The organism is Psychromonas sp. CD1, assembly GCF_002239585.1.
Classification (GTDB): Bacteria; Pseudomonadota; Gammaproteobacteria; order Enterobacterales; family Psychromonadaceae; genus Psychromonas.
The window spans coordinates 1229540-1251182 of sequence record NZ_NDFH01000003.1 but is presented as its reverse complement, the minus strand read 5'-3'; the positions used below and the strand labels follow the sequence as shown (position 1 = coordinate 1251182).

The window sequence follows — 21643 nt, the reverse complement described above, 5'->3', positions numbered from 1 at the left end:
TTTATCTATCGTCGATTTATCCGTTGCTGATATGGCAATGGCAGGCATTACCAGTGGGATAAAACCTTCGGCTGCTAGTGCTTTCATGCTGGATCCTGACGTGTTTAATCATCCCTGTGAAAAAGTAATACTGACCGTTGGTAATAGTATGATGGGTGATGATGGTGTGGGCCCTTATTTAGCTCAAAAGATGATAGATTTCCCAATAAAGGGTTGGCTCGTCATTGATGGGGGCACTATACCTGAAGATAGCATTCATATTTTGCGTCGTTTGCAGCCTAAAACATTGGTACTCGTGGATGCAGCCGAAATGGCCGAAAAAGCGGGTACTGTGCGTATTATTGATCCTGAAACGATTGCGGATATGTTTATTATGTCTACGCACTCTCTGCCCTTAAATTTCTTACTTGATGAGCTTAAACAATTTATACCAAGGGTGGAGTTTATTGGTATTCAACCTGCTATTGTCGCGTTCTCTTTTCCTATGACGGACATGGTAAAATATGCAGTTGAAGAGATCTATCAAGCATTGCAAAAATTCAATGAAGTCGATGCGAAATTACCGATATCATGGGCTGACTAAGGCGTGCTCTTACTCTGAATTCTATGTATATTAAAATGAAAAAGGTACTGCGCAGTGTTTGTTATAGTAAGAGAGGATAATGTGTAAGCTTAGATTGTTGATTATCACGGTTTTAGCTTTGGTATAACAATCATTTAATTATAGTAACACTGACAAGTGTATGACGCCTCTCTTCTTCATTTATGCTATCGACACTAATGACGAATTTAAATAATAAGCTGTCGATATATAATGTTTCCTGATTTAACATTCAAAGCAATCTTGTTCTTTTGCCTTTAAATCAATGATTTACAGCTATATGCACAAGGGCTTGTTATTGGCATGATTTATGCAAATAACCATTTGCTATTAATGATAGCGGATCAACAAAAGCGTTCTGGTTTGCCAGTATGTTTTTTGTTACATAAGAGTCTCTGACTTAAGAAAAGGTTGAATCATGAATCAATTTGTTTTTGCAGATCCTAATCTGTGTATTGGTTGTACAACTTGTACTATTGCCTGTGTCATTTCACACCAACAGGGTTCAGATTATGAGCTAACGGAGAAAAGCTTCGTACCACGTTTAACGGTGATTAAAAATTTAGATGTTTCGACACCTGTATTATGCCGCCAATGTGATGATGCACCTTGTGCGCAAGTATGTCCCAATAACGCCATTATTTCTGAAGACAATCATATAAAAGTTATCCAAGAGCGTTGTATCGGTTGCAAGACCTGTGTGGTAGCTTGCCCTTATGGTGCGATGACAGTTGTTACAACTACGGTTGCTAAAGGGGCGGAGTCATCGTTGTTCAAAGCGGAAAAACAAACCTCTCAAGCGCTAAAATGTGACTTATGTGCACACAGTGATGACGGTCCGGCTTGTGTTCGAGTTTGCCCAACTAATGCGTTACGTTTAGTCACTTCTGAGGATTTAGATCAAATGAATAAGAAAAAACAATTGGCAGCTGCGTCAGCTGCTGGTGATGTTATTTCTTTTGAGTACTTCTAGTTCGTAACTGTGAATGCTCATAAAAGCGTTATTAAAGTAAAAAATAAAACCATAAAAGTGAGAGTTTTAAATGGAAAAAACACTAACAGTATGCCCATATTGCGGTACAGGATGTAAGTTAAACTTACTGACTGAAAACGGTAAAGTGGTAGGTGCTGAGGCGGCGAATGGCCGTACTAATGAAGGCGAACTGTGTTTGAAAGGGTATTATGGTTGGGATTTTCTCAATGATACTAATCTTTTAGTTCCACGGTTAAAAAGTCCAATGATCCGACGAGAAAAAAGCGGGAAATTGGAAAAAGTTTCTTGGGATGAAGCGATTGAATTTGCGAGTTCTCGCCTATCATCAATCAAAGCTAATTTTGGTTCAGATGCGATTATGACGACAGGTTGTGCGCGTGGAGCTGGTAATGAAGCAAACTTTGTTATGCAAAAGTTTGCTCGAGCGGTTATTGGTACCAATAACGTGGATCACTGCGCAAGGGTGTGACACGCACCATCAGTCTCCGGTCTGGAGACAACTGTAGGTAACGGCGCAATGAGCAACGCTATTACTGAAATAAAAGATGCAAAATGCTTACTCATTTTTGGTTATAATGCGGGTGATTCACATCCTATTGTGGCAAAACATATTCTTCAAGCCAAAGCAAATGGTGCAAAAATCATTGTTTGTGACCCACGTAAAATTGAAAGTGCACGTGTGGCGGATAAATGGCTTCAAATGAAAAATGGCTCTAATATGGCCCTTGTGAATGCATTGGCAAACACCATTTTTGCAGAAAATTTACAAGACCAAGCATACATCGATAAATATACAGATGGCTTGGAAGAATATAAAAAAATTATTAGTACATACACGCCGGAAAGTGTGGCAACTATTACTGGACTCGCACCAGAAGATATTCGTAGCGTTGCACGTTTATATGCAACCGCTTCTGAATCTATGATCCTTTGGGGGATGGGCGTCACCCAATATGGGCAAGCTGTCGATGTGGTCAAAGGATTAGCAAGTCTTGCTCTTATCACTGGTAACTTTGGTCGCCGAGGTGTGGGTTGTGGTCCGGTTCGTGGACAAAACAACGTACAAGGAACCTGTGATATCGGTATGTTACCGAATATTTATCCGGGCTACCAAAAAGTAACCAACGACGCTGTGCGGGAAAAATTTGAGAATAAATGGGGTGTTTCATTATCACCAAATGAAGGCTATAAATTGACACAAATGAACCATCTAGTTCATGACGGCAAAATGAAAGCCTATTATATATTTGGTGAAGATCCTGCTCAAACAGAAGCGGATTTAGCGGCATTTCGTGAAATGATGGGTAAACTTGATCTCGTTATTGTTCAAGATATTTTTATGACGCAAACGGCGGCAATGGCCGACGTAATCTTCCCTGCGACAAGTTGGGGTGAACATGAAGGCGTCTTTAGTTGTGCAGATCGTGGTTTTCAACGTTTTAATAAAGCGATAAATCCACCTGAGGGTACAAAAGTTGATTGGAAAATTTTCTCATTAATGGCGACGGCAATGGGTTATCCAATGTCGTATGAGAACACCAAAGAGATTTGGGATGAGATACGTAGTTTATGTCCTGAATATGCGGGTGCAACTTACGAAAAAATGGAAGGCTTAAAGAGTGTGCAATGGCCATGTACCGATGAAGGTGATCACGATTTGGGGACTTCGTTCTTATTTGAAGGCAACAAATTTACCACTGAAAACGGACGAGGACAGTTGTTTGCTTCTGAGTGGCGCCCACCGCAAGAAATACCAGATCGTGATTATCCTTTGGTTCTCTCAACAGTACGCGAAGTGGGGCACTATTCTTGTCGTTCAATGACCGGAAACTGCTCGGCATTACAGACTCTAGCGGATGAGCCTGGGTATGTTCAAATGCATCCCCTTGATGCGAAATCACACGGTATTAAAGATCAGCAATTACTTTGGATATCATCACGTCGAGGGAAAGTAATCACGCGTGCAAACTATAATGAGCGTATCAATATAGGTGCTGTATACATGACTTATCAATGGTGGATAGGGGCTTGTAATGAACTCACTATTGAGAATCTTGATCCGATCACGGGTACGCCTGAATATAAATATTGTGCCGTAAAAGTTGAGAAAATTGACGATCAAAGTTGGGCAGAAAATCATGTTCAAGTTGAGTACAGTGCATTACGTAATAAGCTTCGAGACGTCGCGAAAGGGTAGTTTCCCCGTTTAAGGGATACTCACTATCGAAATGAAGTCACTGCCTTTAATAATAATAAGGCAGTGACTTTTCGAGTGCCTTTAATAAAAATTATGTCAATAATTTAATTTTATTGAGTAAGATCAAATTTCGTATAAAAAACATCATCATAATGCTCTTCTTAATTCAGTATTTGATAGCGGAATTTATGCAACTAAATGATGAGTTTGTCTCTAACGATAAAATTAGCCAATTTTTCTCGCATCTATGCAGTGCGATTAACCTCCAAGACTTAGTTAAAAAACTTAATACGCTTCCGTTTATTACAGCGTCTTTACAATCGGTTAATATTCTTCTGCATAATGCGGATAAAAATAACCATCTCTTGTTTTATCCTGAAGCAGATAAAGTCAAAACGCTGTCACTAAACCCGCTTAAAATGCACCAAGCATCACAGGGTGTTCATCTTGCAGAAAAATATCATCTTTATGATAAAAAGACATTTAGCGACAAGTTTCACTATTATTCGCATCTCCCTAATTATGCTCATGCACACAGTATTTATCACTTTCCACTCAGCGCCTTTAATCGTTACATTGGTAAAATAGAAGTTGTTAATGTTACGCAATTAACCAGCTCAGGTATTAGCGATTTAAAGCATTTGTCGACTGTCGTTTCTCTTGTTTTAGCGAAAATATTTGATGCTAATTTAAATCATCATTATCGTTTTAAGAATGAATTGGTTGGCTATGCCAAATCAGAACAGGCCATGAAAAAAATGGCGTTTGTAAATGCTTCTCAAGAAGGTAATACGTTGCATAATCATGTGCTTGTGGATGTCACTGAAGCGGTGATAGGGCAAGTAAACTTTGAAGGTTTAGCGACTTTGTTATTTAGGCATTTGCAAGAACATTTTGCGATTGAATTTATCAGTATTATGTCGTGTTCATCGGGTAGTGATATCTTAAATTGTCATGAAGTGAGTCAGGGTGAAGATGGAAAACCACAGTATGTAATCCACAAAAAAAATAAAGCAAAAACGATAGCAGAGTCGGTGATTGAGTCAAAAGAAATTTTGCAATTAAGTCGTAGTGATTACCCGCTTCTCAAGCATAAATTTGCGCATGTTGATGATCATTACACGTCGAATCAATTAAGCTCTGAATGTGTTTTACCGTTGTTATTTCGCCAGAAAGTGTTAGGTGTTATTAAATATGGACACCGTACAGAAAAGTACTTTTCTCAAACTCGTTTAGATTTATTGGTGCAAATAACTGCACGTGTTTCTGTTGCGATCAATAACTTTCAGCACAATAGTAAACTAATGATGCGCTCAGATAAAAAAGATGAAGTACTACTTTGTAAAAGTGATCAAAGCAATGAAAGTTATGGTGGGATCATTAGCCAAAGTAAAGCGATGCAGGAAGTATTTGAACGGGTCTTAAGGGTAGCAGATTGCGATAGCACAGTATTAATTCTCGGAGAAACCGGTACTGGAAAAGAGATGATTGCCAACATGATCCATCGAGCCAGTAATCGAAGTGGCAAAAAAATGATTAAAATGAATTGCTCTGCGGTGCCATCAGGTTTGTTTGAAAGTGATTTGTTTGGCCATGAAAAAGGGGCCTTTACGGGGGCGGTTAGCCAACAAATTGGTCGCTTTGAAGAAGCGCATCAAAGTAGTTTTTTTCTCGATGAAATTGGTGATATGCCACTGGAATTGCAACCAAAAGTTTTACGCGTTTTACAAGAAGGTGAAATTGAAAGGGTTGGCAATCATACAATTATACCCGTGGATGTGCGCCTGATTGCCGCAACGCACTGTGACTTACTTGGCATGGTGAAAGACAATACTTTCCGTCGAGATTTGTATTACCGTTTAAACGTATTTCCAATCCGTATTCCACCCTTACGTGAGCGACGCGAAGATATACCGTTGCTTGCTAAACACTTTACGCGTTTTTTTGCTAAAAAAATGAATCGAGATATTCAATCAATCTCTTCGGAAACTCTTCGTGTTCTTTCTTCTTTACCGTGGCCAGGTAATATTCGGGAACTAAAAAATGTGATTGAACGGGCGGTTATTATGACTTCTGGGCAAGTATTGCATCTGCCGATGTCAGAATTACAAGAGTATTTCCCTGAGATTGGGCGCACTATATTTGGCACCGAAGAACCGCCAGAGAGTAAAGTCTCTTTTTGCGATTATGCGGGGAGCAATGAATGTGTAAAAAAGGTAACTTCCGTAAATACCGGCATAGTTAAACCCGGTAAAAGTATTGAACGAGAACAAATTATTCAGGTACTAAAAGAAACAAATGGCATCGTGGCAGGCCCTAAAGGTGCGGCGCATCGATTAGGCTTAAAACGAACTACGTTGGTATCTCGCATGCAGAGATTAGCTATTACATCGCATGATTATATGTAATAACTCTCGTGGGTAATCTGTTATTAAGCGTATTTAATGTGTAAATTTTGAGATTAAGGACATATAAATGAATGATGTGATCACATCATCAGTACGACCTCCTGTTATCGATACGGGATCTGTTACTCCACTGACTTGTAGTAATTATCCGTGTTTGCGTTTTCATGATGGGCAACTTTTTGAGATGGAAAAAGATGAGTTGGCTGTTGAAACAGCGGTGGCAATGGTCTATAACGGAGTCGCACATACCGTACAAATGTGTAGCGCTATTGATCTTGAAGATTTAGCGGTTGGTTTTTCTGTCACGGAAGGGATCGTTGATAAAGCAAAAGATATTCAAGATATTGAAGTGGTGAGTGTATCTAACGGTATTGAAGTGCGTATGACATTGGCAAATAGACACTTTGAACGTTTAAAACGTGCGCGTCGTAATATGAGTGGCCGAACCGGTTGCGGTATTTGTGGCACGGAAAGTTTGCAACATGTCATTCGGAAAGTGGAGCCTGTTTCAACGAGCACATTTTTATCTTATGCTGCAGTGGAACGTGCTTTATTGTCTTTCAAGAAATATCAAGTACTTAATCAACTTACGGGCTCGACACATGCTGCTGCCTATATTTCAGCCGAAGGTGAAATTTTGGCGATTCGTGAAGATGTCGGTCGCCATAATGCGTTAGACAAATTGATTGGGCATTACTTGAAATCAGATTTGCAAAATGGGGCTATTTTAGTATCAAGTCGCGCAAGTTTTGAAATGGTTCAAAAAGCCGCTGCCGCTAATGTCGGAATACTATTAGCCATATCGGGGGCAACCAGTATGGCTGTCGATTTATCTGATACGTTAAATCTTACTTTAGCCGCTTATTGTCGTACAGGCAGAATGAATTTATATACACACGCTTATCGCATTCAATTCAGTGACTAATCGAGAAAACACTATGTCTTTACTATCGAAAAACAAATATCAGAAGATATTTAGCACTCTTTTATTTACCTCTTTATTTTTAATGACACCTGCAGTGTTTGCATCTATCTTCACCTCTTCTCAGATAATTGATTGCCGTGCGAGTGAATTTTTTAATGGGTGGCCAGAGCAAGGAATGAGCGTTGGTGGACACTTACCTAATGCGATAAATGTGCGTCCTCAATGGTTAACAGATATGTCGCTTGCACAAAGAACACATTTTCTTATTGAGCAAAAACAACTTGATAAAGATAAACCAACCCAAATATATTGTAATAGTATCGATGCTAAAAAACTGCAACAGCAGTTATTAAGTGTTGATTTTAAGAATGTTAATATCCGGGAAAAAGCACTGAGTGACGATAGTCTGCAGCTTATTGCCTTACCTAACTTTAAGACGTTAGTTAGTGCTAACTGGTTATATCAATTGACTTCTTTGCCGGATCCTCGACAGATTACAGCCACACCAATACACAATTTCATTGTTGTTGAAGTTGGACGTGATGATATGACAAACTTTTTGTTATCACATGTAAAAGGTGCAATTTACGCAAATACCAATGATTTTGAATCAGAGCCCGTTTGGAATGTTGTTTCTCCCAAGCAGCTTAAAGAAAAAATAGAAGCATTGGGTATAACGATCAATAGTACGGTGATACTTTACGGCCGACTTAATTTAAGCGCCGCTCGTATTGCGCAAATACTCATGTACGCGGGTGTGAGAGATGTACGTTTACTTGATGGCGGTTGGGATGCCTGGATTGCTGAAAAATTACCCACCGAATCAGGAGCCGCTCGGCGCGTTACATCGGTTGATTTTGGTGCGACGCTCCCCGTTCATCCTGAATATATTATTAGTGTAAAAGAAGTACAAACGATGCTAAAAGACACCGAGAAAAATTCAGTTGTCAGTGTGCGTAGTTGGGGGGAATATACGGGTGACGTTAGTGGTTACAGTTACGTTAAATTTAAAGGACGTATTGCCGGAGCAAAATGGGGACAAGGTGGTAATAACGCGAATAGTTTGGACTCGTTTAAAAATCCGGATGGTACGGTGCGCAGTGCGACTGAAATTGAAGCCAAATGGAAACAATGGAACATTCGCGCGGATCAGAATGTCAGTTTTTATTGTGGTACTGGCTGGCGCGCCTCAGAAGTTTTTATGTATGCATATTTGATGGGATGGAAGAATATTAGCGTGTTTGATGGAGGCTGGTATGAGTGGAGTATGGATAGTACAAAGCCTGTCGAAACCGGAGATCCAGAACATTCTGCAATTAAATAGATGCATTAACCCCAGTAAAAGTCGTGTTAAACACGCTTGATTTAAGGACCGAGAATGAATAAAATTCGCCTTACCCAATATAGCCATGGCGCCGGTTGTGGCTGTAAAATTTCTCCAAAAGTATTGGGTGAAATTTTAAAAACAAATTTACCACAGTTTAGTGACCCCAATTTATTAGTGGGCAATGAAGATCGAGATGATGCGGCCGTGTATGATTTGCAAAATGGTACGTCGATTGTCAGCACAACTGATTTTTTTATGCCTATTGTGGATGATCCCTATGACTTTGGGCGTATCGCTGCAACCAATGCTATTAGCGATGTCTATGCAATGGGAGGAAAGCCTATTATGGCGATTGCCATTCTAGGTTGGCCGTTAGATAAATTATCACCTAATGTGGCACAAAAAGTGATTGAGGGTGGACGTAAAGTTTGTCAGGATGCGGGGATTGTTTTAGCCGGCGGTCACTCCATTGATGCGCCTGAGCCTATCTTTGGTTTGGCGGTTACTGGGACGGTGAATACGGATATGATCAAGCGAAATAGCCAAGCAACATCGAGTTGTGAGTTATTTATCACCAAACCTTTGGGGATCGGAATTCTAACGACTGCTGAAAAGTTTTCTAAATTAAAACCCGAGCATCAAGGTTTAGCAATTGATTGGATGTGTAAACTTAATAAATCTGGCGTTGATTTTGCACAACTCGATTGTGTGAAAGCTATGACAGATGTGACAGGCTTTGGCTTGTTAGGACATTTGAGTGAAGTGTGTATTGGTTCTGGATTAGTTGCTCATATAGTCTTTGATAACGTACCAACGTTACCGGGAGTATTTGATTACATCGCCGAAGGTTGTGTTCCTGGTGGCACTGCACGAAATTATGCAAGTTATGAGCATCTTATTGGCGATATTAGCGAATTGCAAAAGTCCGTTTTGTGCGACCCTCAAACCTCTGGTGGTTTGTTGCTGGCAGTTGAAAAAGGCAATCGTGATGCACTACAACGCGTAGCGGTACAACATGGCATTATGCTTGTTTCTATTGGTGAGATGCATCAGAAACACGAGTGCAGCTCAATCGTGGTGTATGTTGACTGAACAATGTAAATATTGCGATAATAATACAAAAAGGGTTAATATTTGAAAATATTAACCCTTTTTGTATTATGTGCATTATGTAATAAGGGCAGTTACTCGATGTACTCTTTTAAAATAATACGATCATTTTCTTGGCGCCGAACCCAGCCATCCTTTTGCATGCGATTGGCCAGAGGGATTGAATATTTACGACTTAAACCACTGCGCTCTTTAATATCACTCATGCTGATGATATCTCCCTTTATATGGGAGGCAAGAACCGCCTTTATTAGGGTCCGGTAGAGCTGTTGATCATAATAAATATCACCTTCGATTTGGACCACATATTTAAGACGAGCAAGGTTTCTGAGCTGTGCTTTTTCTGTTGTTGATATATCTTCTTTGTTTAGTTCAAAACCAGATTTTCCTTTGCTGCGGATCTCAGATAATAACGTCTGCGCCTCTAGGCTAAGATCATCTTCGGAGTCGCCATCACCGAATATCCATTTGCCATAGCTTAAATGGATCATTTTTTTTGTTTTTAGATAGTGAGTGAGCATCTCAACCGCGGGCATATCGATACGTAGATGATGACTAAGTTCAGTATTACTATTGCCTATTGCGATTTCAGGTTTTGTTAAATGGTTTTTAATTGATTCCGTTGTCTCAAGTAGCCATTTCTCATTAAATAGCCACTGTTCATGGACGATTGTTCTTTCATTAATCGCTTTTATATCAATATGTTTTAGTTCTATATAACCGCAAAGTGAGAACTCTATTTGAGCGTGGTGTTGTGGTTTAATGGGTAGACTAAGTGAATTTAATACATGATATAATTTACGTCGCAAAAAGCCGGTTACTTTTGATGTCCATACTATAAAGCCTCCGTGGATCAACGTACTGCCACCGTGACGTATTAATGCGATAGATTGGCCAAAGTAAACGGGTGCGGGTTGCGTGAGTTTAATACGTACTAAACGTGTGTCTTTAAGGTAAATAAGCTGGCCGAAGCCATGCCAGCTACCCAATGCAATTTCAACGTTCTTATAACTTTTTAATTCAGGCACATATTTGATGTCATCTGACAGGCGTACAATTAATTGTTCGGTCATCTCGCACGCATTTGGCTCTGACATCAAACAATCGCCACGCTTAATATCTTTACGTTTTATACCTTTTAAGCAAATTGCAACGCGACTGATATTTTGTACCATGTCACATTTTTGATGATACGACTGTAAACTCCGCACTTTAAAAGCTTGTGCTTGTTGATTTTTTTTTGAAGACGATGCGATATATACTTTGTCATTAACATGAATAACGCCTTGTGAGAGCGTACCCGTTACCACCGTGCCAAGGCCTTTTAGCGTAAAACTGCGATCAATATAGAGTCGAGCAGGTGTGATTTCTTCTCTTTTTTCTTGGCTTTTTAGTAGTAGATGTTGTTGTGCAGAACAAACTGAAACAGTTTTAATAATGGTTTTTTTTAGCAAATCTATTCCGTTTTTTGTTAATGCCGACACACAAACAATCTCTGGAACGAGGTTTGTCATGTCCATAACACGTTCTAAAACTACCTCTTCTAATGCTATTATCTCTTCCTCGGATACTAAATCTGATTTATTGATGCAAATAATAATATTTTTTTGACCTAATGCTTGTGCAATTTGCACATGATCGGTGGTCATCGGCATCCAACCTTCCGTAGCAGAAATTACTAATACTACCGCGTTTAAATTGGCAATTCCAGACACCATGTTTCGGATATAACGCTCGTGGCCAGGTACATCGACAATACCAATATGATTACCTTGCTCATCACAAAAATAAGCAAAACCGAGATCTTGGGTCATTCCTCTTTTTTGCTCATGCTCTCGGGCGGTTAAAATGCCAGTTAAAGCAAGAATAAGCGTTGTTTTTCCATGATCAACATGGCCAATAATACCAATAGAAGCATGATATGGTGAAAGCGTTTTTAGGCTCATAGTGTGCACAACTCTTGAAAGTAATCTTGAAGTTTTTGTTGTAAAACCAGGTAGTCATTATCATTTACAGTCGCTAAGTGACACAGTACTTCATCATTTTTTATGGTGGTTATGATGGGGTTTTTACCTCGCCGTAATGCTTTACTTATTGCTTCTGCTGAGTGGCCTTGGCATGTGATCGATACGCCAAATGAGACGTATTGTGTATTGGGTAATGCGCCACCGCCAATAATTAACGGGAGTGATCGTAAGGTTAAATTACGAGGAAAAAAATCAACTAAGCGCTTCGCTTTATCAAGCGTTTTTTTCTGTTCATCAATGGTTTTTTGTGCAATACCATTACCTGATGGGGCGTGGTTGAGTTTTTTGATAAGTAACGCTTCGAGCAATGAGTAGATAATGCGACTCGGTCGGAACGTACGCATCATCGGATTTTTTTCTAGTGAAGCGATTAAAGTCTGACGGCCACAAATAATACCCGATTGCGGGCCTCCCAATATTTTATCACCAGAAAAACACACCAGATCTACGCCCCATTTTATATACTGTGCAATGGAGGTTTCACTTTGAGAAAGCGTTTCATTAGTGAGCCCTGAGCCTTGATCAACGGCTAAAATAATATGTGCAGGCAAGCGTTTGACAACCTCTGCAATATCCGGCTTTTCAGTGAACCCTTGAATTGTAAAGTTAGATTGATGTACCATGAGTACTAACGCGGTTTCTGCGGTGATAGCGTTAATATAATCGTCAGCAGTGGTAATATTTGTGCAGCCAACTTCAACCATTTTTGCGCCTGTCAGCGCTAAAATGTCCGGAATACGAAATCCACCACCAATTTGAATTTGCTCACCGCGGGAAATGATAACTTCTTTACCCTTTGCAAGTTCGGCCAATAGCAAGTAAAGCGAAGAGGCGTTATTATTGACGATCAAACCATCTTCGGCACCCGTTAATGCTTGCAATAATTCACACATTAATCCTTTACGTCCACCGCGTTTACCAGATGCAATTTGTAGCTCTAAGTTGTTATAACCGGTATTTATGTCACGTACACTGTCCCAAATTTCGACATCAATAGGAGATCTACCTAAATTTGTGTGAATAATCGTGCCTGTTGCATTGATGACGCGCTGCAATTTTTTATGTTCAGTTTTAGCACAGCGAGACATAATACGCTGTATTGCATCTATATCTGTACAACCTTTACTTTTAAAATCATCAGATTCTCGGATAGCGCGTAACTCTTCTTGCATTAAACGGGTAACGACAGGTCGGCTTAAACTATCGATATGAGCCTGAAATTCATTTAATTGTAATAATTTTTCAATTTGGGGCAAGCGATAATTTATTGAAGAGGCGGGAGATGCCATGAGATTCACCTGTGTATAATTATCCGTTTATAGCGCCGGACCGGCAATAGATGCGATAGCCCAGAGAAAGTCAGCGGTATGTAAGAGTTGGGATTACTTCATAATGCTTATTGCGTAAATTCAGCAAGCATTTATATATAATTTAGCTATTTTATTTGGCGGAAGAGGCTTTACTTGGCAAATATTATTTTAAATTGTTTTTTTATATCAACAGAGCATTTTTTTGTGATAAAAAATTGCTATCTATATATGTGCAACTTTTCTGTGTTGTCGTACTGATTGTCTATTCATAATTTGATGACTTATTTTGCTAATATGCAATTATTAAAGAGTATTTATTTTATTTTAAAGCTCTTAATATCGCTTATATTATGCACAAACAATGAATAATATAGCATAACAAGCCTTGTTAGTTGATTTTTTCTCTACCTTTGACGGCCTTCAATGATGTATATTTTAAACGGGAATTTCACTTTTTCCGGCGCGTTTATCTTTATTATTTGGGATGCAAGACCTATTTTAAATAAAGTTCAATGATTTTGCTCAATACTAATAATATATTTCAGATTATCTGCGGCATTTGCGCAGGATAACGCCAAATAGAGCGTTCATGTCGAATTGAGCAGACTACATTTAAGAAAATGTGTGCTTCTGGAAAAACTAAATTGTTTGAGCAAAAAAGAATATAAAAAACAAATATAGGTGAAAGTGTAGGAAATATACTTTTTATATTGTTTGACAAAAAAAGTTAATCAAAGCCAAAATAGAGTGATATTGTTTCTGTTTCGGTGAAATATAGGTATTTAAGCGAGTAATCTATGTTTTTTTATAAAAAGCATAGATTATCACGTTACAAAGTGCTGAAAAATCCTTATACTGACGTGCTTTATTTCCTAGGTATTGATAGTAGCAGTTACTCTATTTGTCTCTACCGCATTTAAGTTGGCGCTTTTACGTGTTAACGTTGATTTTGTAGATATACTATATGCAAAATATTATTAATATTTAACATTAGGTAAAAATAAGTTATGAATGCAATACATACTGAAAGCAGTAAAAACTCACTAGATGGACTAAAGTGGGCGATAGCAATTTTATTAATGGTCGCAATTATTGCTGGTAATTATATTTATGGTGAAAGCGTGCAAATTATTGCTCGCATATTGATTTTTTTAGTAATGGCTGCCTTAGCTATGTTATCTGCCTCGATGACAGAAAAAGGAAAAACATTTATAGAATTTGCGAAAGATGCGCGTTTAGAAGTACGTAAAGTGGTTTGGCCAACACGCCAAGAAACAGTGCAAACAACCTTAATAATCCTTGCGGTATCAGCCGTTGTTGGCTTGATATTATGGGGATTAGACGGTATTTTTGTTCGTGTAATTGCATACGTCACGACAACAATATAAGGATTTGATATGTCAGATGAAGTACAAAAAATGAGATGGTATGTTGTACAAGCGTTTTCAGGTTATGAAGGGCGTGTACAAAAAACATTAATTGAGCATATTAAATTAAACGAAATGGAAGAATATTTCGGTGAAATTTTAGTCCCTACGGAAGAAGTTGTAGAGATGCGTGCCGGCCAAAAACGTAAAAGTGAACGTAAGTTCTTTCCTGGATACGTTTTAGTCGAAATGATAATGAACGATGCTAGCTGGCATTTAGTTAAAAACACGAGTCGTGTAATGGGCTTTATTGGTGGAACAAAAGAGCGCCCAGCGCCAATTTCACCAAAAGAAGTCGAGAACATTCTAAACCGTTTACAAGAGTCGGTTGATTCTCCGCGCCCACGTACACTATTTGAAGCAGGTCAAATCGTTCGTGTTGTGGACGGACCATTCTCTGATTTCAGTGGTACTGTAGAAGAAGTCGATTACGATAAGAGTCGTTTAAAAGTATCTGTTTCGATTTTTGGTCGTGCTACACCGGTGGATTTAGAGTTTTCTCAAGTAGAGAAAGACTAAAGCTTAAAAAATAAACAGAAATATCTTGAAGAAGGTGGTGAATTATAGGTATAATTTGCCACCTTTTTTATTTTTAGGTAAATAAATGGGTATTTATTTTAATAGGGGAGCTTATTCTTTTCGAGTGAGCGTTATACCCAAACATAGGTAATATTATTATGGCTAAAAAAGTACAAGCATATATTAAGCTGCAAGTTTCAGCTGGTATGGCTAATCCGTCACCACCAGTTGGTCCAGCTCTTGGTCAACATGGTGTTAATATCATGGAATTCTGTAAAGCATTCAATGCAAAAACAGATTCAATGGAAAAAGGCGCTCCAGTACCTGTAGTAATTACAGTATATAATGATCGTTCTTTCACCTTCGTGACAAAAACACCACCTGCATCTTATTTACTTAAGAAAGCTGCTGGCATTAAATCTGGCTCTGGTGTTCCGAACAAAGATAAAGTGGGTACGGTAACACGTGCACAACTTGAAGAAATCGTTAAAACGAAAGAAGTTGATCTAACAGGTGCCGATCTTGATGCAATGGTACGTTGTATTGCGGGCTCTGCTCGTTCAATGGGCTTGGAAGTAGAGGGTTAATACAATGGCTAAATTATCTAAACGCATGAAAAACATCCGTACTAGCGTAGACGCAAGTAAAGAGTACGAAATCAATGAAGCAATTGCTCTTTTACAAAAATTAGCAACGGTTAAATTCAACGAAAGCATCGATGTTTCTGTGAATCTTGGTGTTGATTCTCGTCGTAGTGATCAAAATGTTCGTGGTGCAACAGTGTTGCCACATGGTACAGGTCGTGAAGTACGTGTTGCTGTATTTACGCAGGGCGCTAATGTTGAAAAAGCAAAAGCTGCTGGCGCAGATATCGTTGGTATGGAAGATCTTGCTGCAAAAATTAAAGCAGGCGAAATGAACTTCGACGTTGTTATTGCTTCTCCTGATGCAATGCGTGTTGTTGGTCAACTTGGTCAAATTTTAGGGCCTCGTGGTTTAATGCCTAACCCTAAAGTTGGAACGGTTACTCCAGACGTTGCAACGGCAGTTAAAAATGCTAAGTCTGGTCAAGTACGTTACCGCAATGATAAGAATGGTATTATCCATTCTACTATTGGTAAAGTTGACTTTACTGCTCTGCAAATTAAAGAAAACTTAGAAGCTCTTTTGATTGCGCTTAAAAAAGCAAAACCATCAGGTGCTAAAGGTCAATTCTTGAAAAAAATTGCATTATCTACAACAATGGGTGCTGGTATTAAAATTGACCAAGCAACGATTGATACAACGGTAGCGTAATTATTTAGAATAGTGTGTTTATTTATTTTTAGTTATATTCACACTATACAGGTCCGTAAATTATCTGTATAATTTGCGGCCTTACTTTGGAGGGCCTTAGGTCCCTTCTTAGACCGTAGGAGTAAAATTTATTTTACTTAATATCCTACGTAGATGGTGCCGGACCCCAGAAAGAATTATTCTACCTGGATCCGATGACCAAAATAGTGCCTCATTATTTTCTATTTAAACAATGAGGGTGTTTAAGCTGGAGTTAAATCCAGTGGAATCCAGGAGTAAAACCAAATGACATTAAGACTCGAAGACAAGCAAGCTATTGTCGCAGAAGTTAATGTGGCTGCAAAAGCTGCGCTGTCTGCTGTTGTTGCCAATGCACGTGGCGTAACAGTTGGTGCAATGACTGAACTTCGTGCACAAGCACGTGCTAACAATGTATATCTACGTGTTGTGCGTAATACATTAGCACGTCGTGCTGTTGAAGGTACAGAATTTGCATGTCTTGTAGACACGTTTACTGGTCCTACAATCCTTGCATTCTCAAACGACCATCCGGGTGCTGCTGCGCGTCTTTTAAAAGATTTCGCTAAAGCAAACGAAACGTTTGAAGTAAAAGGGTTGGCATTTGAAGGTGAATTTATTGAAGCCGATCAAATCGACCGTTTAGCGACACTACCAACGTACGACGAAGCAATTGCGAGATTGATGGCTACCATCAAAGAAGCTGCTGCCGGCAAACTTGTACGTACTCTGGCTGCATTACGCGATCAGAAAGAAGAATCTGCAGCTTAATTGCTGTCATTTTATTTAATTTTTTTAAAGTAGGAATTGACTAATGTCTATTACTAAAGACCAAATCATTGATGCTGTTGCAGAGTTAACAGTTATGGAAGTTGTTGAATTAATCGAAGCAATGGAAGAAAAATTCGGCGTATCAGCTGCTGCTGTTGCTGCTGGTCCAGCTGCTGCTGAAGTTGTTGAAGAACAAACTGAATTTGACGTTGTTATGACTGTGTACGGTGAGAACAAAGTTAAAGCAATCAAAGCCGTTCGTGCTGCAACAGGTCTTGGCCTGAAAGAAGCTAAAGCTGCCGTTGAAGCATGTCCAACAGTGATCAAAGAAGCTCTTTCTAAAGAAGAAGCTGAAGCACTTAAAGCTACACTAGAAGAAATCGGCGCAACGATTGAACTTAAATAGGTTATATTTTATAACATATTAGCCATGTAAATGGCACTGGCTGGTGATTTAATAATCACCGGCCTTTTTGCGCTATAGGATTCTGTAAGTTTTCATTATTTTAATTACGGAATCAATAAGTACTTAATGTTAAAAAATGCATTGAGCTAGACTAAAATGATGTTCGCCGCTGCCTAATAATGAAGACCTAATAATAGGTCCGGTAGCTATGATCACTTAATCAGCGAGCAAAGGAACCACATGGGTTACTCTTATACTGAGAAAAAACTTATTCGTAAGGATTTTGGGAAACGTCCACAAGTTATGGAAAAACCATACTTGTTGTCGATTCAATTAGATTCATTTAAACGCTTCATCGAAGTTGATTTAACTGGAGAGGTTGGTTTGGAAGCCGCATTTAGAAGCATCTTCCCAATCGCTAGTTATTCGGGCACATCAGAACTGCAATATGTAAGCTACCGTCTGGGTGAGCCAGTCTTTGATGTCAAAGAATGCCAAGTCCGTGGCGTTACATACTCCGCGTCAGTACGCGTGAAATTACGTCTTGTTATTTACGATCGTGATGCGCCTGCTGGTACCGTTAAAGATATTCGTGAGCAAGAAGTTTACATGGGTGAAATGCCACTCATGACTACGAATGGTACTTTTGTAATTAATGGTACTGAGCGTGTTATCGTATCTCAACTACATCGTAGTCCAGGGGTATTTTTCGATCACGATAAAGGTAAAACGCATAGTTCAGGTAAAGTTTTGTATAACGCTCGTGTTATCCCTTACCGTGGTTCTTGGTTAGACTTTGAGTTCGATCCAAAAGATAATCTATTTGTTCGTATTGACCGTCGTCGTAAATTACCTGCGACTATTATGTTACGCGCATTAGAATATTCGACAGAAGAAATTCTAAACATGTTCTTTGATACAACGAAGTTTGAGATCAAAGATGGTGTTATTTCAATGGCTTTAATTGCAGATCGTCTACGTGGTGAACAATTAAACTTTGACGTCGTAAGTGCAGGTAAAGTTTACATTGAAACGGGCAAACGTGTTACAGCGCGTCATATCCGCCAATTAAAAAAAGACAAAATCAAAAGTATTAATGTTCCTGTTGAATATCTTGAAGATAAAGTATCAGCAAAAGATTACATCAGTAAAGAAACTGGTGAAATCATTATCAATGCGAATGATTATCTAACCTTAGAATCTATTGCTGAACTAGCACAATCAGGCATTAAAGCGTTTGAAGTTATTTATAGCAATGAATTAGATTGTGGGTCGTTTATTTCCGATACTCTGCGTGTTGATTCCTCAACGAATCGCTTAGAAGCACTCGTTGAAATTTACCGCATGATGCGTCCTGGTGAGCCACCAACAAAAGATGCAGCGGAAGGCCTGTTCCAAAACCTATTCTTTGCTGAAGAACGTTACGATTTATCGAAAGTAGGTCGTATGAAGTTCAACCGCCGTGTGGGTAATGAAGGCGATGAAGGTTCTGGCATTTTATCTAAAGAAGATATCTTAAGTGTAATGAAAACACTGATTGATATCCGTAATGGTAATGGTGTTGTTGATGATATCGATCATCTAGGTAACCGTCGTATTCGTTGTGTAGGTGAAATGGCAGAAAACCAATTCCGTGTTGGTTTAGTGCGCGTTGAGCGTGCTGTGAAAGAGCGTTTATCATTAGGCGATCTTGATGCAACAATGCCTCAAGATTTGATCAATGCTAAACCTATTTCAGCTGCCGTTAAAGAATTCTTTGGTTCTTCACAACTGTCTCAGTTTATGGATCAGAATAATCCTCTTTCTGAAGTGACGCACAAACGTCGAATTTCAGCATTAGGACCTGGTGGTTTAACACGTGAGCGTGCAGGTTTTGAAGTCCGTGATGTACATCCAACTCACTATGGTCGTTTGTGTCCAATTGAAACACCAGAAGGACCAAATATTGGTCTGATTAACTCATTGGCAACGTTTGCACGTACCAATAGTTACGGTTTCTTGGAAACGCCTTACCGCAAAGTGGTTGATGGTAAACCTAGTGAGCATGTGGAATACTTATCGGCAATTGAAGAAGGTTCATTTGTTATCGCGCAGGCATCTGCACGTATTGATGAAAATGGATTCTTAAATGAAGATTCTATCCCATGTCGTCATCAAGGTGAAACAACCTTTATGGCACCTAATCAAATTGATTATATGGATGTCTCTCCACAACAAATTATTTCTATTGCGGCGTCGTTGATTCCGTTCTTAGAACATGATGATGCTAACCGTGCCTTAATGGGCGCGAATATGCAACGTCAAGCAGTACCAACACTACGTGCGGACAAACCTCTTGTAGGAACCGGTATCGAACGTCGTATCGCAATTGATTCGGGTGTTACGGTAATCGCTAAACGTAGTGGTGTTGTTGATTATGTTGATGCTTCTCGTATCGTTATTAAAGTTGATGATTCTGAGCTACTTCCTGGTGAAGCGGGTATCGATATTTATAACTTAACTAAATACACGCGTTCAAATCAGAACACTTGTATTAACCAACGTCCAACATGTAAACCTGGTGAGCCAATCGTTAAAGGCGATGTGCTAGCTGATGGTCCATCAACAGATATGGGTGAGTTAGCACTGGGTCAAAACATGAAGATTGCATTCATGCCTTGGAATGGTTTTAACTTCGAAGATTCAATCCTTATCTCTGAGCGTGTTGCGCAAGAAGATCGTTTTACTACTATCCATATTCAAGAGTTCTCTTGTGTGGCACGTGAAACTAAATTAGGTACGGAAGAAATTTCGGCCGATATTCCAAATGTTGGCGAAGCCGCATTAAGCAAATTAGATGAGTCTGGTATTGTTTATGTTGGTGCTGAAGTTAAGCCTGGGGATATTTTAGTTGGTAAAGTGACACCAAAAGGTGAGACTCAGCTTACACCAGAAGAAAAATTATTACGTGCTATCTTCGGTGAGAAAGCATCAGATGTTAAAGATAGCTCTTTACGCGTTGCAAATTCAACTTATGCGACGGTTATCGATGTACAAGTCTTTACTCGTGATGGTGTAGAAAAAGATAAACGTGCGCTTGAAATTGAAGAAATGCAATTGAAAGCCGCTAAAAAAGATCTTAATGAAAAATTCAAGATATTAGAAAATGCTATCTTTGAAAAAGCCTTAAAAATTCTTGTTGATTCAGGTCAAGATGAGCAACGTCTTAAACAGATGCCTCGGGCTCAGTGGTTAGAAGTTATGATTGATGATGAAACTCAACAATCATACTTAGAGCAAATCATTGCACAATATGATGAAATCAAAGCTGATTATGAAAAAGAATTTGATGTTAAACGTCGTAAAATCACTCAAGGTGATGATTTGGCGCCAGGCGTACAAAAGATTGTTAAAGTTTATTTAGCGCTTCGCCGTCGTTTACAACCCGGTGATAAAATGGCGGGTCGTCATGGTAATAAAGGTGTTGTTTCAAATATCGTCCCGGTTGAAGACATGCCTCATGATGAATTCGGCGTACCTGTTGATATCGTGCTGAATCCTTTGGGCGTACCATCACGAATGAACATCGGTCAGATTTTAGAAACACATCTAGGTTTTGCTTGTAAAGGCGTAGGTGAAAAACTTGAGCGAATGATCAAAGATCAACGTGAAGTTGAAATGACGAAAGTTCGTGAGTTCATACAAAAACTTTATTCTTTTGGCGATGCACCTTGTCATGTTGACATTAGTGAGTTTGATGATGAAGCCGTGATGCGTTTAGCGAAGAATTTATACCGTGGTTTACCAGTTGCAACACCTGCATTTGATGGTGCTTACGAATCGGAAATCCGTGAATTACTACGTTTAGCAGATCTTCCTGAATCAGGTCAAATCGTGTTAACAGATGGTCGTACAGGTATTCCTTTTGAACGTCCTGTTACTGTTGGCTATATGTACATGCTTAAATTAAATCACTTAGTTGATGATAAAATGCATGCACGTTCAACGGGATCATACAGTCTTGTTACGCAACAACCTCTTGGTGGTAAAGCGCAGTTCGGTGGACAGCGTTTTGGTGAGATGGAAGTCTGGGCATTACAAGCATTTGGTGCTGCATATACGTTGCAAGAAATGCTTACCGTTAAGTCAGATGATGTTAATGGTCGTACTAAAATGTATAAAAGCATCGTTAATGGTGATCATAGAATGGAGCCAGGTATTCCTGAGTCCTTCAACGTATTGTTGAAAGAGATCCGTTCATTAAGCATTAATATAGAGTTAGACGAAGAAAACTAAAATATATCTTTAGTTAACAATAAGTGGCGCCT

General features: G+C 39.1%; 16 protein-coding genes. 14 read left to right on the top strand and 2 right to left on the bottom strand.

The features are described 5' to 3' along the window. The 7 genes from hycI to selD form a co-directional block, all read left to right on the top strand. The coding region (gene hycI, locus B8W84_RS07310) for a hydrogenase maturation peptidase HycI (RefSeq protein WP_257797934.1) at positions 1 to 583 on the top strand (583 nt) is incomplete at its 5' end. Positions 584 to 1019: 436 nt separating this feature from the next. Continuing rightward, positions 1020 to 1574, top strand: a complete 555-nt coding sequence (locus B8W84_RS07305) for a 4Fe-4S dicluster domain-containing protein (protein WP_094752598.1) — start codon at positions 1020 to 1022, stop codon at positions 1572 to 1574. A 70-nt stretch (positions 1575 to 1644) separates the two neighbouring features. Next, complete coding sequence (gene fdhF, locus B8W84_RS07300) at positions 1645 to 3792, top strand: formate dehydrogenase subunit alpha (protein ID WP_094752597.1); 2148 nt, start codon at positions 1645 to 1647, stop codon at positions 3790 to 3792. Positions 3793 to 3980: 188 nt separating this feature from the next. Further along, a complete protein-coding gene (locus B8W84_RS07295; protein WP_180706041.1) occupies positions 3981 to 6200 on the top strand; it encodes a sigma 54-interacting transcriptional regulator in 2220 nt (739 codons plus the stop codon). Between the two features lie 67 nt (positions 6201 to 6267). Beyond that, positions 6268 to 7125, top strand: coding sequence for a formate dehydrogenase accessory sulfurtransferase FdhD (fdhD, locus tag B8W84_RS07290; RefSeq protein ID WP_094752595.1), 858 nt, complete (start codon positions 6268 to 6270; stop codon positions 7123 to 7125). A gap of 13 nt (positions 7126 to 7138) precedes the next feature. Then, entirely contained in the window at positions 7139 to 8449 is a 1311-nt protein-coding gene (locus tag B8W84_RS07285; protein ID WP_094752594.1) for a sulfurtransferase, read from the top strand. Positions 8450 to 8503: 54 nt separating this feature from the next. Continuing rightward, positions 8504 to 9544, top strand: coding sequence for a selenide, water dikinase SelD (gene selD, locus B8W84_RS07280; RefSeq protein ID WP_094752593.1), 1041 nt, complete (start codon positions 8504 to 8506; stop codon positions 9542 to 9544). Between the two features lie 92 nt (positions 9545 to 9636). Here selD and selB read toward each other — a convergent pair whose 3' ends face one another. Both selB and selA read right to left on the bottom strand, forming a co-directional pair. After that, positions 9637 to 11508 carry a selenocysteine-specific translation elongation factor gene (selB, locus tag B8W84_RS07275; protein WP_094752592.1) on the bottom strand — a complete coding sequence of 624 codons (1872 nt, stop codon included), beginning with the start codon at positions 11506 to 11508 and terminating at the stop codon, positions 9637 to 9639. After that, a complete protein-coding gene (gene selA / locus B8W84_RS07270) occupies positions 11505 to 12878 on the bottom strand; it encodes an L-seryl-tRNA(Sec) selenium transferase (RefSeq protein WP_094752591.1) in 1374 nt (457 codons plus the stop codon). Before selA ends, selB begins: the two co-directional genes overlap by 4 nt. Positions 12879 to 13906: 1028 nt before the next feature. On the opposite strand from selA, the gene secE reads away from it, so the two are divergent. The 7 genes from secE to rpoB all read left to right on the top strand — a co-directional run bounded on the left by secE (position 13907) and on the right by rpoB (position 21611). Then, positions 13907 to 14287: a preprotein translocase subunit SecE gene (secE, locus tag B8W84_RS07265; RefSeq protein WP_094752590.1), complete on the top strand. Its 381-nt coding sequence runs from the start codon at positions 13907 to 13909 to the stop codon at positions 14285 to 14287. Between the two features lie 9 nt (positions 14288 to 14296). Further along, positions 14297 to 14845, top strand: coding sequence for a transcription termination/antitermination protein NusG (nusG, locus tag B8W84_RS07260; RefSeq protein WP_094752589.1), 549 nt, complete (start codon positions 14297 to 14299; stop codon positions 14843 to 14845). Positions 14846 to 15003: 158 nt separating this feature from the next. Next, a complete protein-coding gene (rplK, locus tag B8W84_RS07255; RefSeq protein ID WP_094752588.1) occupies positions 15004 to 15432 on the top strand; it encodes a 50S ribosomal protein L11 in 429 nt (142 codons plus the stop codon). 4 nt (positions 15433 to 15436) lie between these two features. Beyond that, positions 15437 to 16141 (top strand): 50S ribosomal protein L1, encoded by a 705-nt coding sequence (gene rplA, locus B8W84_RS07250; protein ID WP_094752587.1) that lies wholly within the window; start codon positions 15437 to 15439, stop codon positions 16139 to 16141. A gap of 285 nt (positions 16142 to 16426) precedes the next feature. Further along, positions 16427 to 16930: a 50S ribosomal protein L10 gene (gene rplJ / locus B8W84_RS07245; RefSeq protein WP_094752586.1), complete on the top strand. Its 504-nt coding sequence runs from the start codon at positions 16427 to 16429 to the stop codon at positions 16928 to 16930. Between the two features lie 43 nt (positions 16931 to 16973). Beyond that, positions 16974 to 17336, top strand: coding sequence for a 50S ribosomal protein L7/L12 (gene rplL, locus B8W84_RS07240; protein WP_094752585.1), 363 nt, complete (start codon positions 16974 to 16976; stop codon positions 17334 to 17336). 240 nt (positions 17337 to 17576) lie between these two features. Further along, positions 17577 to 21611 (top strand): DNA-directed RNA polymerase subunit beta, encoded by a 4035-nt coding sequence (gene rpoB, locus B8W84_RS07235; protein ID WP_094752584.1) that lies wholly within the window; start codon positions 17577 to 17579, stop codon positions 21609 to 21611. Positions 21612 to 21643 lie beyond the last annotated feature (32 nt).

Excerpts from the sequence above, each read along its gene's own strand:
- secE (WP_094752590.1), top strand. The coding sequence starts at position 13,907 with ATGAATGCAATACATACTGAAAGCAGTAAAAACTCACTAGATGGACTA.
- B8W84_RS07295 (WP_180706041.1), top strand. The coding sequence starts at position 3,981 with ATGCAACTAAATGATGAGTTTGTCTCTAACGATAAAATTAGCCAATTT.
- selD (WP_094752593.1), top strand. The coding sequence starts at position 8,504 with ATGAATAAAATTCGCCTTACCCAATATAGCCATGGCGCCGGTTGTGGC.
- rpoB (WP_094752584.1), top strand. The coding sequence starts at position 17,577 with ATGGGTTACTCTTATACTGAGAAAAAACTTATTCGTAAGGATTTTGGG.
- rplJ (WP_094752586.1), top strand. The coding sequence starts at position 16,427 with ATGACATTAAGACTCGAAGACAAGCAAGCTATTGTCGCAGAAGTTAAT.
- selA (WP_094752591.1), bottom strand. The coding sequence starts at position 12,878 with ATGGCATCTCCCGCCTCTTCAATAAATTATCGCTTGCCCCAAATTGAA.
- fdhD (WP_094752595.1), top strand. The coding sequence starts at position 6,268 with ATGAATGATGTGATCACATCATCAGTACGACCTCCTGTTATCGATACG.
- B8W84_RS07285 (WP_094752594.1), top strand. The coding sequence starts at position 7,139 with ATGTCTTTACTATCGAAAAACAAATATCAGAAGATATTTAGCACTCTT.
- rplL (WP_094752585.1), top strand. The coding sequence starts at position 16,974 with ATGTCTATTACTAAAGACCAAATCATTGATGCTGTTGCAGAGTTAACA.
- B8W84_RS07305 (WP_094752598.1), top strand. The coding sequence starts at position 1,020 with ATGAATCAATTTGTTTTTGCAGATCCTAATCTGTGTATTGGTTGTACA.
- rplA (WP_094752587.1), top strand. The coding sequence starts at position 15,437 with ATGGCTAAATTATCTAAACGCATGAAAAACATCCGTACTAGCGTAGAC.
- rplK (WP_094752588.1), top strand. The coding sequence starts at position 15,004 with ATGGCTAAAAAAGTACAAGCATATATTAAGCTGCAAGTTTCAGCTGGT.
- nusG (WP_094752589.1), top strand. The coding sequence starts at position 14,297 with ATGTCAGATGAAGTACAAAAAATGAGATGGTATGTTGTACAAGCGTTT.
- selB (WP_094752592.1), bottom strand. The coding sequence starts at position 11,508 with ATGAGCCTAAAAACGCTTTCACCATATCATGCTTCTATTGGTATTATT.